General features: G+C 70.2%; 15 protein-coding genes and 2 tRNA genes. 4 read left to right on the forward strand and 13 right to left on the reverse strand.

All coding sequences use genetic code 11. From position 1 onward, the window contains the following. Positions 1–108 precede the first annotated feature (108 nt). Positions 109–1,377 (forward strand): aspartate aminotransferase type Ic, encoded by a 1,269-nt coding sequence (locus tag DNK54_RS09690; protein WP_204164528.1) that lies wholly within the window; start codon positions 109–111, stop codon positions 1,375–1,377. Between the two features lie 8 nt (positions 1,378–1,385). Further along, positions 1,386–2,429, forward strand: a complete 1,044-nt coding sequence (locus tag DNK54_RS09695; protein ID WP_110206757.1) for an adenosine deaminase — start codon at positions 1,386–1,388, stop codon at positions 2,427–2,429. Positions 2,430–2,481: 52 nt separating this feature from the next. On the opposite strand, the gene DNK54_RS09700 is transcribed toward DNK54_RS09695, so the two are convergent. From DNK54_RS09700 to DNK54_RS09745, 10 genes are all read right to left on the reverse strand, one after another. Continuing rightward, positions 2,482–3,522: a UDP-N-acetylmuramate dehydrogenase gene (locus DNK54_RS09700; protein WP_239460016.1), complete on the reverse strand. Its 1,041-nt coding sequence runs from the start codon at positions 3,520–3,522 to the stop codon at positions 2,482–2,484. Next, positions 3,515–3,901, reverse strand: a complete 387-nt coding sequence (locus tag DNK54_RS09705) for a MaoC/PaaZ C-terminal domain-containing protein (RefSeq protein WP_110206758.1) — start codon at positions 3,899–3,901, stop codon at positions 3,515–3,517. Before DNK54_RS09705 ends, DNK54_RS09700 begins: the two co-directional genes overlap by 8 nt. Next, positions 3,901–4,299, reverse strand: coding sequence for an FAS1-like dehydratase domain-containing protein (locus DNK54_RS09710; RefSeq protein WP_110206759.1), 399 nt, complete (start codon positions 4,297–4,299; stop codon positions 3,901–3,903). Before DNK54_RS09710 ends, DNK54_RS09705 begins: the two co-directional genes overlap by 1 nt. Before the next feature lie 164 nt (positions 4,300–4,463). Then, positions 4,464–4,634 (reverse strand): 50S ribosomal protein L33, encoded by a 171-nt coding sequence (gene rpmG, locus DNK54_RS09715; RefSeq protein ID WP_110206760.1) that lies wholly within the window; start codon positions 4,632–4,634, stop codon positions 4,464–4,466. 55 nt (positions 4,635–4,689) lie between these two features. Then, a tRNA-Met gene (locus tag DNK54_RS09720) sits at positions 4,690–4,763 on the reverse strand. 49 nt (positions 4,764–4,812) lie between these two features. Beyond that, positions 4,813–4,885 (reverse strand) — tRNA-Thr (locus DNK54_RS09725). A gap of 51 nt (positions 4,886–4,936) precedes the next feature. Beyond that, positions 4,937–6,349, reverse strand: a complete 1,413-nt coding sequence (locus DNK54_RS09730) for an amidase (protein WP_110206761.1) — start codon at positions 6,347–6,349, stop codon at positions 4,937–4,939. 181 nt (positions 6,350–6,530) lie between these two features. Then, a complete protein-coding gene (locus DNK54_RS09735) occupies positions 6,531–7,238 on the reverse strand; it encodes an LrgB family protein (RefSeq protein WP_204164497.1) in 708 nt (235 codons plus the stop codon). Continuing rightward, on the reverse strand, positions 7,235–7,612 hold the full coding sequence (locus tag DNK54_RS09740) for a CidA/LrgA family protein (RefSeq protein WP_204164498.1): 378 nt from the start codon (positions 7,610–7,612) through the stop codon (positions 7,235–7,237). The genes DNK54_RS09735 and DNK54_RS09740 overlap by 4 nt, the downstream gene beginning before the upstream one ends. Beyond that, positions 7,606–8,217 carry a DNA-3-methyladenine glycosylase I gene (locus DNK54_RS09745; RefSeq protein WP_110207046.1) on the reverse strand — a complete coding sequence of 204 codons (612 nt, stop codon included), beginning with the start codon at positions 8,215–8,217 and terminating at the stop codon, positions 7,606–7,608. The genes DNK54_RS09740 and DNK54_RS09745 overlap by 7 nt, the downstream gene beginning before the upstream one ends. Positions 8,218–8,401: 184 nt before the next feature. Between DNK54_RS09745 and DNK54_RS09750 the strand changes: the two genes are divergently transcribed. Both DNK54_RS09750 and DNK54_RS09755 read left to right on the forward strand, forming a co-directional pair. Next, positions 8,402–9,316, forward strand: a complete 915-nt coding sequence (locus DNK54_RS09750; RefSeq protein ID WP_110206762.1) for a hypothetical protein — start codon at positions 8,402–8,404, stop codon at positions 9,314–9,316. A gap of 1 nt (position 9,317) precedes the next feature. After that, positions 9,318–9,941, forward strand: coding sequence for an RNA polymerase sigma factor (locus DNK54_RS09755; RefSeq protein ID WP_110206763.1), 624 nt, complete (start codon positions 9,318–9,320; stop codon positions 9,939–9,941). Here the strand turns inward: DNK54_RS09755 and DNK54_RS09760 are convergent. The 3 genes from DNK54_RS09760 to DNK54_RS09770 form a co-directional block, all read right to left on the reverse strand. After that, entirely contained in the window at positions 9,925–10,512 is a 588-nt protein-coding gene (locus tag DNK54_RS09760; protein WP_110206764.1) for a flavin reductase family protein, read from the reverse strand. The genes DNK54_RS09755 and DNK54_RS09760 overlap by 17 nt on opposite strands. A 17-nt stretch (positions 10,513–10,529) precedes the next feature. Next, positions 10,530–11,129, reverse strand: a complete 600-nt coding sequence (locus DNK54_RS09765; RefSeq protein ID WP_110206765.1) for an FAD synthetase family protein — start codon at positions 11,127–11,129, stop codon at positions 10,530–10,532. A gap of 68 nt (positions 11,130–11,197) precedes the next feature. Next, positions 11,198–12,772, reverse strand: a complete 1,575-nt coding sequence (locus DNK54_RS09770; protein ID WP_110206766.1) for a 4-hydroxyphenylacetate 3-hydroxylase family protein — start codon at positions 12,770–12,772, stop codon at positions 11,198–11,200. Positions 12,773–12,783 lie beyond the last annotated feature (11 nt).

Here is a 12,783-nt window from a genome sequence, read left to right on the forward strand (position 1 = left end):
CGTCGGACCGGGGCTACGCCGTACCTGCGTGGTCGACACTCGGAACCACGTGGCATCGCGAGTACGCCGCGTGGAACCATGGTGCCCGTGAGCGCGCCCCAGAACACCATGCCCCTGGCCGACCGATCCCCCGCAGAGCTCGCCGCCTTCCGCGACGAGCAGCGTGGCGCCTACGCCGACCTGCAGGGTCGCAACCTCTCGCTCGACCTCACGCGCGGCAAGCCTGCACCGTCGCAGCTCGACCTCTCCGACGCGCTGCTCGCGTTGCCGACCGGCACGAAGGACAAGGCCGGGGTCGACGTCCGCAACTACGGCGGCCTGGAGGGCATCGCGGAGCTCCGGGCGATGTTCGCCGACCTGCTGTGGATCGAGCCCGAGCAGGTCGTCGCCGGAGGCAACTCGAGCCTGGTGATGATGCGCGAGGTGCTCGTCGACCTCTGGCTCAAGGGAGCCGTCGATGGAGAGCGCCCGTGGGGCAAGGAGCAGAAGGTCCGCTTCGTCTGCCCGGTGCCCGGCTATGACCGGCACTTCACGCTGCTGGAGTGGTTCGGCATCGAGATGGTGACCGTGCCGATGAACGACGACGGTCCCGACGTCGACGCCGTCGAGGCGCTCGTCGCCGACGACCCCAGCTTCAAGGGCATGTGGGTGGTGCCCACCTACGCCAACCCGAGCGGCTCGATCGTCTCCGACGAGGTCGCCCGACGCCTGGCGAGCATGAAGACGGCCGCGCCGGACTTCAAGATCCTGTGGGACAACGCCTATGCGTTCCACCACCTCACCGAGGACGAGGCGAAGAGCGCCGACATCCTCACCCTTGCGGCCGAGGCGGGCCACCCGCACCGGCCGATCATGTTCGCCTCGACCTCGAAGATCACTTACGCCGGTGCCGGCGTCGCCTTCCTGGCCGGCTCCGTGGAGACCGTGCGCTGGTACGTCGGCCACCTCGGCAAGGGCGCGATCGGTCCCGACAAGCTCAACCAGCTGCGGCACTCCCAGTTCTTCGGCAGCGCGCAGGGTGTGCGTGACCACATGCAGAAGCACCGCGCCATCATCGCGCCGAAGTTCGCCGAGGTGGAGCGGGTGCTGGACTCCCGGCTGGGCGGTCTCGGCGTGGCGGAGTGGACCCGGCCCAGCGGTGGCTACTTCGTCAGCCTCGACGTGCTCGACGGCACCGCTTCGCGGGTGGTTCAGCTCGCCAAGGAGGCGGGCATCGCGCTCACCCCAGCCGGCTCCTCCTTCCCCCACGGCGACGACCCACGCGACCGCAACATCCGCCTCGCACCCACCTTCCCGGCACCCGACGCGGTGACCGAGGCGATGGAGGCCGTGGCGACCTGCGTGCTGCTGGCGGCCGCGGAGAAGCTCGCCGGCTGAACGGCGGCATGACGTTGCCGGCGCGCGACCTCGCCAGCCTCCCGAAGGCGCACCTGCACCTGCACTTCACTGGGTCGATGCGGCACGCGACCCTGGTCGAGCTGGCCCAGCGCGACGGCGTACACCTGCCGGAGGCGTTGGTCGAGGAGTGGCCACCGCAGCTCTCGGCGGCCGACGAGAAGGGCTGGTTCCGGTTCCAGCGCCTGTACGACGTGGCGCGCTCGGTGCTGCGCACGCCCGAGGACGTGCGGCGCCTCGTCCTGGAAGCGGCCGAGGACGATGTGCGAGAAGGCGGGCGCTGGCTGGAGATCCAGGTCGACCCCAGCGGCTACGCGCATCTCTTCGGCGGCATCACCGCCTTCACGGACCTCGTGCTCGACTGCGTCCGGGACGCCTCCGAGCGCACCGGACTGGGCATGGCTGTGGTGATCGCGGCCAACCGGACCCGGCATCCCCTCGACGCACGCATCCTGGCCCGCCTGGCCGCCCAGTACGCCGGTCGCGGCGTGGTCGGCTTCGGGCTCTCCAACGACGAGCGCCGGGGCGCGACCGCGGACTTCGCCCATGCCTTCGCCATCGCCGAGCGGGCCGGCCTGATGCTGGCGCCGCACGGCGGCGAGCTGCGCGGCCCCGATCATGTCCGGCTCTGCCTCGACCATCTGCATGCGCAGCGCCTCGGGCACGGGGTGCGTTCCGCGGAGGACCCGGCACTTCTCGAGCGGATCGTCTCCACGGGCGTCGCCCTCGAGGTCTGCCCGGTCTCCAACGTCGCCCTCGGTGTCTACTCCGACCTCACTTCCGTGCCGTTGCCACAGCTTCTCGACGCGGGGGCCACCGTCGCCCTGGGCGCCGACGACCCGCTCCTCTTCGGCTCCCGCCTGGAGGGCCAGTACGCCACCATGCGCGCCGCTCACGAACTCTCCGACGCCCAGCTCGCGGAGCTCGCCCGGATGTCCTTCCGGGCCTCGCGCGCCCCCTCCGACGTCATCGCCCGCGCCCTCGCCGACATCGACGCCTGGCTCACCTCCCCCACCGACCTGGATCGTCCCTAACAGATTCGTGGTCGTTTCCCGTTTTGACCACGAATCTGTTAGGGACGATCGGTCAGAGGGAGCAGTTGACGAGCACCGGCTCGTTGACCAGCCGTACGCCGAAGCGCGTCTCGACGCCGTCACGGACCTGCCGGGCGAGAGCCAGGAGGTCGCTCGCCCGAGCGGCGCCGCGGTTGGTCAGCGCCAGGGTGTGCTTGGTGGAGAGGCTGGCCGGGGCCGCCGGCGTCAGCGCGAAGCCCTTGCCGAAGCCGGCGTGCTCGATCAGCCAAGCAGCGCTGGTCTTCACCGTGCCGTCGGGCTGGTCATAGCGCGGCGCGTCCTCAGGGAGCCGGGCCGCGGCTGCGCTGTCGAGCACCGGGTTGGTGAAGAAGGAGCCGGCACTCCAGGTGTCGTGGTCGGCGGGGTCGAGGACCATGCCCTTGCCCGCGCGCAGGGCCAGGACCGCGGCCCGCACGGCGGCCAGCGGCGCCCGCTCCCCCGGCTCCACCCCGAGTCGGCGCCCCAGCTCCGCGTAGCGGACCGGCTGTCCCAGCGGCTCCACGACCAGCCGGAAGGTCACGGCGAGCACCACGAACCGGCTGGGATCGGCCTTGAACCGACTGTGCCGATAGCCGAAGGAGCACTCGCGACCGGCGAAGCGGCGTACACCGCGCAGGCGGCGGTCCCAGACCTCGACCTCGTCGATCGTCGTGGCAACCTCCTGGCCGTACGCGCCCACGTTCTGGATCGGCGTGGCGCCAACCGAGCCGGGGATCCCGGAGAGCGCCTCGATGCCGCTCCACCCCGCTGCCACGGCCCGCGCGACCAAGTCGTCCCAGGCCATACCCGCCTGCACGGTGACCAGCACGCTGTCTCCGTCGTCGGCTACCTCCAGGCCGTCGGAGGCGATCTGCACCACCACGCCGGCGAAGCCGTCGTCAGCGACCAGCAGGTTGCTGCCGCCGCCGACGAGGAGCACCGGCTCCTGTGCGGCGTCGGCGTCGGAGACCGCAGCCACCAGCTCCGCAGCGGTCGTGGCGCGTACGAAGCGAGCGGCCGCGCCTCCCACACGGAGCGTGGTGAGCTCCGCCAGACGGATGCCGCCGTCAGGCACGCACGACCGCCTTCATGGCGCCGAGCACGCCGACGCCCTCGCAGGTGACCTTGACGGCGATGGTGCGCCGGTCGTCGTCCTCGGCGGAGACGCTGCCGGTCACCTCCACCACGACGCCCCGGTCGTCGTCGGGGACGACGACCGGCTTGGTGAACTTGGCGCCGAACTCGACGATCCGGTCGGCGCCACCGGCCCACTCCTCGACCGCCCGGGCGGCCAGCGCCAGGGTGAGCATCCCGTGCGCGATCACGCCCGGCAGGCCGACCGAGGTGGCCACCCGCTCGGACCAGTGGATGGGGTTGAAGTCGCCGCTGGCGCCCGCGTAGCGGACCAGGTCGGCACGGGTCACGGTGAACTGTTGGGCGGCGAGCTCGGTCATCAGGCCTCCGCCCGGTGGATCAGCGTGGACTTGGTGCGGCACACCACCGAGCCGTCGGCAGCGGTGATCAGGCTCGTGGTGCCGAGGATGTCGTTGCCGCCGATCTGCCGCAGCGAGTCGACGACTAGCGTGGCGCTGAGCACGTCGCCGATCCGGACGGGGCGCTCGTACGCGAACCGCTGCTCGCCGTGGACGATCCGGAAGAGGTCAGCCTCGACCTCGGCGAGGAAGTCGTTCATCGCGGCGAAGGCGACGACGATCGGGAACGTCGGCGGCACCACTCCGTCCGCGGGCGTCGCGCCGATCGCTTCGGCGAACTCCCGCACCTTGACCTGCGTGACCTCGTACGGCGCGGTGGGCGGGAACTTCCGGCCTACCAGGGTGGCGTCGATCGGCATGACGGGAACGCTACCAACGCCCGCGCTCACCCTCGTCGACGCATCGCACACTCGAGATCCGGGCGTCGGGCTCGCGGCGTTCCCGGGAAATGGCGTCGAGGGCGACACCCCCGGCGGGGGTGTCGCCCTCGATCGTCAGATCTCGAAGTGCTGGGCGCGGAGCCTCAGCGGGTCTCGCGGTGCGCCGTGTGGGTGCGGCAACGCGGGCAGAACTTCTTCAGCTCGAGCCGGTCGGGGTCGTTCCGCCGGTTCTTCTTGGTGATGTAGTTCCGCTCCTTGCAGTCGACGCACGCAAGCGTGATCTTCGGGCGAACGTCAGAGCTCTTGCTGGCCACGGGAATCCTTCTCCACAGGTTGTGCACCTGGTTCGGTGCGTTGCGTCGTACTGAGTAGCGAGGGCGGGACTCGAACCCGCGACACCACGATTATGAGTCGTGTGCTCTAACCACCTGAGCTACCCCGCCACCGGGACGGGGTGCCCGACCGGCGTGAACCGGCCGGGCCCCAACCCAGAGCCCCTTTACGGAATCGAACCGTAGACCTTCTCCTTACCATGGAGACGCTCTGCCGACTGAGCTAAAGGGGCAAGCGAGAGAGAACACTACACAGACATCCTCCCCCACCAAAATCGAGGGTCTCAGGCGTTCACGACCCCCTGAATTCGGGCGAACGGGCGGGCCTCCTCGAGCTCGAAAGCAAGCTCCAGAAGGGTCGCTTCCTGCCCCCGAGCGGCCCCGAACATCATGCCCTGCGGGAGGCCGTTGGCAGTCGCCGCCAAGGGCAGCGAGATCGCCGGATCGCCGGTCGCGTTCTGCAGCGGCGTGAAGGCGACCCAGTCGAGCAGACGGTCCATGATCACCTCGAACTCCTGGGTCGGGTCGAGGTGGCCGATCCGCGGCGTCTCGTGAGCGAGCGTCGGGGTGAGCACCACGTCGTACCCGGCGAAGAACCGCTGGGAGACGGCGCCGGAGGCGGCCAGGCGCGTCGTCGCCAGCGGCAGTCGGTGCACGTTCTTCTTGAAGTGCCTGAAGAGCCCCAGCGTCAGGTTGTCGAGCCTGCTCCGGTCCCAGGTGCCGTTGAAAGTCCGCTTGCCGTTGAGCACCATGAAGGAGGCGAGCAGCGACCAGTAGAGTTGGAAGTCCGCCGGGAAGTACGCCGGCACCGGCGGCTCAACCTCCTCGACATGGTGTCCGAGCTGCTCCAGGAGGCGTCCGGTCGCCCGGGTCAGCTCGGCCACCTCGGGCGAGGCGGAGCGGCCGACCGAAGTGGTGACCAACGCCACCTTGAGCCGGCGTCGCCCGGGGCGCTGGATGTCACCGACAGGAGCCAGCTTCAGGTTGCGGTGCACCTTCTCCGCCTCACGCAGGAAGGCGGCCGTGTCGCGCACGGAGCGGGTCACGACGCCGTCGGCGACGATGCGCACAGGCATGTCGCGGGTCATCTTGTCCTGGGCGATCCGGTTGCGCGTGGGCTTGAAGCCGACCAGACCGTTGACCGATGCCGGGATCCGGATCGACCCGCCACCGTCGTTGGCGTGAGCGATCGGCAGTGCCCCCGCGGCGACCAGCGCCGCAGCACCAGAGGAGGACGCGCCGGCGGTACGCTCGGTGTCCCACGGGTTGCGCACCGGCCCCAGACGCGGGTGCTCGGCCGAGGCGCTGAAGCCGAACTCGGAGAGCTGGCTCTTGCCCATCACCAGCAGGCCGGTGCGTCGGTACATCGCGGCGAAGTCGCCGTCCTGCCGGGCCGGGCCGGCGACGAAGGCGTCGCAGCCGTGCCGTGAGGGCATCCCCGCGACATCGGAGTTGTCCTTGACCAGGGTCGGTACGCCGGAGAAGAAGCCGGGGAGCGGACGCTTGGCCTCCCGCCGGGCCCGGTCCCAGTCCCGATAGGCGACCGCGCCGAGGGCGGGATCGACCTGGTCGATCCGGGTGATCGCCGCCTCGACGAGCTCGGGCGCGGAGACCTCGCCACGGGCGATCATCTCGGTCAGGGCAACGGCGTCGTGGTCACCGAGGGCGTCGTCGGCGAACGCATGGATGCGACTCATGGCCCGAAGGCTACCGCTCGGTAGGACGGTCGTCTCAGAGTCGACTGAAGCCTGGCGCGAACCCCCGATCCGCCGTACGCGCGTCCTCAACGCGTCATTTGCGCGCACTCGGCGAGGGAATTGCGCGCACTCGGCGCGTCATTTGCGCGCACTCGGCGGGGGATTTGCGCGCACTCGGGGGCTACCGCAGGAAGTGAACGACCAACGGCACGACGAGGCTGGTGGCGAGCGCGGTGAGTCCCATCGAGAGGCCGGAGAAGGCACCTTCGGTGGGGTTGTCATGGAGCGAGCGGGAGGTTCCGACCCCGTGGGAGACCGCGCCCATCGCCAAACCACGTGCCCGGCGGTCGCGGATGCCGAGCAGATCCATGACGGCAGGGGCGCAGATGGCACCGATGATCCCGGCCGCGATGGTGAAGGCGGCGACCAGTGAGGGGATACCCCCTACCTGGTCGGTGATCTGGATGGCGATCGGCGTGGTCGCAGACTTCGGTGCCATCGTCAGCTCCAGCGCCCGGTCGCCGCCGAGCGCCCGCACCAGCACCATGCCGCTGACCACCGAAACCAAGGTGCCGATCGGCAGCGCCACCAGCATCGGCACCAGCAGCTCGCGCAGGTGGTGCGCCTGCCGATAGAGCGGTACGGCGAGAGCGACGGTGGCAGGCCCGAGGAAGAAGGCGATGATCGCCCCTCCGTTGAGGTACTCCTCGTAGTCGAGGTCGAGCAGCCACAGCAGCGGCCCGATCACGAGCACCGCGATCAACACCGGCTGCGCCAGCGGGTGGTTGCCCGACCAGCGCTTGACCTCCAGGCCGATCCGGTAGCCCACCAACGTGAGCAGCACGCCAGTCAGCGGCGACGTGCGCAGCAGGTCCTGCACGTCGCTCACGACGGCTGCTCCCCCACCGGCCCGGCCCCGCGGTTGCGCAGGCGCAGCATCAGGGTGACCAGCAGGCCGGTGACCGCCAGCCCGGCCAGCCAGGAGAGCAGCAGGCCGCCGGTGATCGGCAGCCAGTCCTCGCGGAGCACGGCACCGTAGGTGATCACGCCGACAGCGGGAGGCACGAAGAGCAGCTGCAGGTGCCGCAGCAGCCGATCGGAGCCGCGGAGGACCCCGGCCTGCTCGGGCGGGCGGCGGACCTGGAGCGCGATGAAGAGCAGCAGCATGCCGATGACCGGGCCGGGCACCGGCAGGTCGAGCCCGCGCGCGAGGAGCTCGCCCACGAACTGGAAGACCAGCAGCCACATGATCCCGTTCAGCACGGCTCCCCCTCCGCGGTCCAGAGCCCGCTCGCTCCGCGCCGGTGACAGCTGGCGAGGTGGTTGTCGACCAGGCCGATGGCCTCCATGAGCGCATGCATGGTGGTCGGCCCGACGAAGGCGAACCCCCGTCGCTTCAGCTCCTTGCTCAGGGCTGTGCTCTCGGGCGAGACGGTCGGCGCCTCCTCCGGCGTGCGGGGCACCGCGGTGCGGGCCGGGCGGAAGGAGTGCACCAACGCCTCCAGCCCTCCGCGCTCACGCAGCTCGAGGATCGCCCGGGCGTTGACGACACAGGCCTCGATCTTGCGTCGGTTGCGGACGATCGAGGCGTCCTGCATGAGCGCGTCGCACCGCGGCGGGTCGAACTCGGCGACCTGCTCGGCGTCGAAGTCGGCGAAGGCGCGACGGAAGCCGTCGCGCTTGTCGAGGATCACCCGCCAGGAGAGCCCCGACTGGAAGGCCTCGAGGGTGAGGCGCTCGAAGAGCGCGCTCTCGCCGTGGATCGGCATCCCCCACTCGGTGTCGTGGTAGGTGCGCATGGTGCCCGGAGGGCCGGCCCAGGGGCAGCGGGGGACTCCGTCCTCATCGATCCCGGTGTCGTCGACCATGACCGCCATTGTCCACCGGCTCGCGCGCAGGCCGAAGCCGGGCGACGCTGCCGCGCACCGCCGCACCCAGCGCACCGGCCGCGGAAGCGCCGGGAGTCGACACGTGCGGTTCGTGCACCCGGCACGGTTCTGTAACGCGGCAACAGGTAGAGGTGAGACTGGACCGACCCTGCTGGAGGAACCCATGCCCACCCCTTCATGGAGCGACGAGCACGATGCCCTGCTTGCCCGCTCGGCGCCCGACCTGCCGGAGCCGACGCAGGCGGAGGTCGACCGGACCTGGAACCGGATCGACGCCGCGGCGACTCCCACCCGCCCGCGGGCGCGGCGCGGTCGGATCCTGGTCGGCGTGGCGGCTGCCGTGGCAGTGACCGGGTTCTCCGGGATCGCGGTCGCCGACCTCAACACCGCCCGGACCGGCGCGGGCCCGGTCGACGAGGAGGATCTCCGCCTCGGCGGCGCCGGCGAGCGGCTCGACACCTCGGCACCGGACCTTCGCGAGGTCTTCGCGGCAGAGTCCGCCGACGTGCCGTTCCCCAGTGACGAGGCGCGACAGGCCTCGCTGGACTGGCAGGTCAAGTCGCTGGCGACCACACCCGGGAGCGAGAGAGTCCTGGTGTCGACCGGCGCGGTGCGCTCGTGGATCGCGGCCGACGCGGTCTGCGCCTGGGCGAATCAGTGGGCGGTGTCGACCCGGAGCGGCGACGAGCCCGCGCGGAATGCGGCGATCAAGCAGATCCAGTCGGCCGACACCTGGCCCGCGATCACCGTCGCGGACGCCTTGTTCCGCGCGGACGGCAGCGACGAATACGCCTACCTCGACGTGTTGAGCACAGCGGTCGAGGGCCGGGACCAGCGTGCGGTCGCGAAGGCTCTGGTCGACAACGGCAGTGGATGCGACGCGTCGCTGGTGCCCGACCTGCCCGATGCCTCATGGCCGATCTTCCACGAGAAGCGAGAGGCCAGGCAGTCCCAGCACCCGTCGAGCGACCGGGCGCTGCAACGGTCCACGACGGTCGCTCGACCGGGCAACCTCGACGACCCAGAGGTCCAGGAGATGCTGAAGCACCTCGACCGGCTGCGCCACGTCGAGCGCTGACATGCCGCGCAGCATCACCTCGGAGGAGTTCGAGGAGCTCTATCGCCAGACCGCCCCCGACCTCTTCTCCTACGTACGCCGCCGCACCAGCAGCGACGCCGAAGACCTGGTGGCCGAGACCTACGCCGTGGCGTGGCGAAGGCGGTCCGACCTGCCGGCACCGGTCTTCCGCCGGGCTTGGCTCTTCGGCGTGGCTCGGCGGCTGCTTGTGGCGCACGAGCGGGAGCAGCGAAGCAGGCGCTTCTGGCCAGGTGAGGGCGTGGGCTCGGGCACGGCGGGAGCGGACGCCGAACCCACCACGCCCGAGTCGGCCGAGAAGGAACGGCTGGCCGGCGAAGTCGCCGCAGCGCTCGCCCGGCTGCGCCCAGCCGACCGCGAGGTGCTCCAACTGGTCGGCTGGGAGGGGCTGACGCCGGCCGAGCTGGCGATGGCTCTCGGCGTGCGTCCCGGCACGGCGCGGGTGCGTCTGCACCGAGCTCGGCAGGCGCTGGGAGCGGATCCGGCCGTCCAGCGACTGGTCGCCCGTGCCGCGCCCGACGTCCCCACCGAGAGGGCTGAGCAAGCGCCCGTGCCGCAGCCCGTTCGGTGGGTAGGTCAGGAGGGGGCGGTCAACGCGGACGCGTGAGGTGGACCACCTCGGGCGGCAGACCCCACTCGTCGCGGCCGAGGCGTGAGAGCGGCTGGAGTCGCGCCATCGTCGGATGCCCGTCGAGGAGCACGTCGCGGCGTACCGCGAAGCAGCGCACCTCGCCGATGACGATGGTGGAGTCCCCGATGGGAAGGGTCCGGTGCAACCGGCACTCGATCGCCGCCGGCGACTCCGCGACGCGCGGCGGCCGCACCCGGTACGACGGCTCCATCGCGATGCCCAGCTGCTCTGCTTCGTCGACCTCGGGCGCGAACCGGGCGCTGCTGGCGTTCACGTGGTCGACCTCGGGCAGGTCGGCCACGTTGACGACGAATTCGCCGGTCTCCTGCACGTTGCGGAGGGTGTCCTTGGCGCCGACGGACGTGAACTGCACCATCGGCGGGCTGGCGCTCACCACGGTGAAGAACGAATGCGGGGCGAGGTTGCCGACACCAGCTGCAGAGACCGTCGAGATCCAGGCGATCGGCCGCGGGACCACCAGGGCGGTCAGCAGACGGTAGGGATGGACCTCGGCGTCGTCGACGTCGAGCAGCACGCGGTCGCTCATGCTTCGAGCATCCCCGATCAGGTGGAGACGAGCAGTCGCGGGTCGTTGCGGCCGAGGAGCTCCCGGGCTGTTGTGACGTCGCCGTCGGCGAGGCAGCGACGGATCTCGGTGGAGGAGCAGGTGCGCCCGCGCGCCTCCACCAGGTCGACTGCCTCGACACTGAATCCCGCCTCGCGGCCGAGCTCGCGCAGCCGTGCGACGTCGCCCTCGCCACCTCGGCCGCAGCGGAAGTTCGAGCCGACGACCAGGCGGACCGGCCGCACGTGGTCGACCAGGTCAGCCACGAAGCCGGCTGCCGGCTGCACCGCGAGCTCCGCCGTGAAGGGAAGCACCACCACGCGATCGACACCCAGGCTGGTCGCATGATCGACGCGGTCGGCGATCGACAGCAGCTGACGCGGCGCCGCCCCGGGAGCAAGCACTGCCAACGGATGCGGGTCGAAGGTGACCAGCACCGTCGGGAGCCGGAGCCGGGAGGCATGGCCGACAGCGCGGCGTACCAGTGCCTCATGCCCGCGGTGGAAGCCGTCGAAGACGCCCGCGGTCACTACGGCCGGGCCGGCTGCGGGCTGACCCCACCCGCGCATCGGGGCGAGCACGGATGTCTGCGTGTGCATGGCGACCTCCCGGTCGAGGGACCGGGCCGCAGCGACGCCGCGGCCCGGTCCGGGTACTCAGCGTCGGGTCACTTCTTGAGGATCCGGCTGATGTCGCCGGGGTTGACCAGGTCAGGAACGGTCCAGCCGTCCAGGTCGTACTCGGCCATCATCGACTCGGCGAAGCCCTTCATCGCGTCGGTCTGACCCTGGGCCTCCGCCGCGAAGAGGATCTCGGCCCGCACGTTCTCGTGGTTGCCCGAGTAGTTGCGCTCGTACAGCTCGTGGCGGCCTCCGAACTCCGATCCGACCGAGTCCCACAGCGCCTTCATCACCTTGACCCGGTCGACGGCGTCGTAGCCGTTGGAGCCACGCACGTACTTGTCGAGGTAGGGACGGACCTCCGGCGTCTTGAAGTCGATCGCGTTGGAGTTCAGGTAGATCAGTCCCGAGGCGACGTCCTGCTGGATGATCTCCTTGACGCGGGGGTAGCCCTGGATCATGAAGAGCCGGTAGATGAGGCCGTAGTCGAGCTTCGGCAGGACCGTGCCGTTGGGGCCTTCATCGGGGTTCATCGCCATCGCGTCGGCGATCGCCCGGAAGAGGTTGCGCCAGCCGATGACCTCGCCGACCCGCGTCTGCACGCCGCGGAAGTCCTTGCTGCCGGTCGCCTCGAGCGCCTTGAGCAACAGGCCGGCGATGAAGTCGAGCTTCACGGAGAGCCGGACGCAGCCGTGGAAGGTGAACCGCGGGATGAACCCGGACTGCGGGAAGAAGCCGTTGATCTTCTCGACGTCGCCGTAGACGAAGATGTTCTCCCAGGGCACCAGCACCTTGTCGAAGACGAAGATGGTGTCGTTCTCGTCCATCCGGCTCGACAGCGGGTAGTCGAACGGGCTGCCCATCACGTCGGCCTGCATCGTGTACGACGGGCGGCAGATCAGCTTCACACCCGGCGCATCCATCGGCACGGTGCAGACGATCGCGTACTCCTTCTTCCGGATCGGCAGGCCGTAGTGCGCGATGAAGTTGTAGTTGGTGATCGCGGATCCGGTGGCGACCACCTTGGCGCCGGAGACGATGACCCCGGCGTCGGTCTCCTTCTCCACGCGCATGAAGACCTCACCGGCCTCGTCGGGCGGAAGGTCGCGGTCGACCGGCGGGTTGATGATGGCGTGGTTCCAGTAGAGGACCCGCTCCTGGCTCTCCTTGTACCAGCGCTTCGCGTTCTCCTCGAACGGCTGATAGAACTCCGTGTTCCCGCCGAGGGTGCCGAGGAAGCTGGCCTTGTAGTCGGGGCTGCGTCCCATCCAGCCCCAGGTCTGGCGCGCCCAGTGCTCGATGGCGGCCTTGTCGGCGAGCAGATCGGCACTGCTGCGCGGGGCGCGGAAGAACGGGTGCGTGAAACCGCCGTTGCCGGTGTCTGTCGGCACCGTCATGACGCCCTTCGTGGCGTCGTCGTGCAGCGAGTCGTAGAGCCGCGCGGTCATCCGCACCGGGTTGCGGAACGCCGGGTGCTCGGTGACGTCCTTGACCCGCTCTCCGTAGATCCAGATCTCGCGGTCGTCGCGCAGCGACTCGATGTACTCCGCACCGGTCATCGGCCGGACGTCGTTGGGGCCGTCTTCGACGGAGCTGGTCTTTCGTTCCTGGGTAGCAGTCATCTTCTCGGTTC

This window comes from Nocardioides daejeonensis (genome assembly GCF_003194585.1).
GTDB lineage: Bacteria > Actinomycetota > Actinomycetes > Propionibacteriales > Nocardioidaceae > Nocardioides > Nocardioides daejeonensis.

Bases quoted from the DNA above. Each gene is read 5' to 3' on its own strand.
- DNK54_RS09690 (WP_204164528.1), top strand. From the start codon at position 109: ATGCCCCTGGCCGACCGATCCCCCGCAGAGCTCGCCGCCTTCCGCGAC.
- DNK54_RS09695 (WP_110206757.1), top strand. From the start codon at position 1,386: ATGACGTTGCCGGCGCGCGACCTCGCCAGCCTCCCGAAGGCGCACCTG.
- DNK54_RS09705 (WP_110206758.1), bottom strand. From the start codon at position 3,901: ATGACCGAGCTCGCCGCCCAACAGTTCACCGTGACCCGTGCCGACCTG.
- DNK54_RS09710 (WP_110206759.1), bottom strand. From the start codon at position 4,299: ATGCCGATCGACGCCACCCTGGTAGGCCGGAAGTTCCCGCCCACCGCG.
- DNK54_RS09730 (WP_110206761.1), bottom strand. From the start codon at position 6,349: ATGAGTCGCATCCATGCGTTCGCCGACGACGCCCTCGGTGACCACGAC.
- DNK54_RS09745 (WP_110207046.1), bottom strand. From the start codon at position 8,217: ATGGTCGACGACACCGGGATCGATGAGGACGGAGTCCCCCGCTGCCCC.
- DNK54_RS09750 (WP_110206762.1), top strand. From the start codon at position 8,402: ATGCCCACCCCTTCATGGAGCGACGAGCACGATGCCCTGCTTGCCCGC.
- DNK54_RS09755 (WP_110206763.1), top strand. From the start codon at position 9,318: ATGCCGCGCAGCATCACCTCGGAGGAGTTCGAGGAGCTCTATCGCCAG.
- DNK54_RS09760 (WP_110206764.1), bottom strand. From the start codon at position 10,512: ATGAGCGACCGCGTGCTGCTCGACGTCGACGACGCCGAGGTCCATCCC.
- DNK54_RS09765 (WP_110206765.1), bottom strand. From the start codon at position 11,129: ATGCACACGCAGACATCCGTGCTCGCCCCGATGCGCGGGTGGGGTCAG.
- DNK54_RS09770 (WP_110206766.1), bottom strand. From the start codon at position 12,772: ATGACTGCTACCCAGGAACGAAAGACCAGCTCCGTCGAAGACGGCCCC.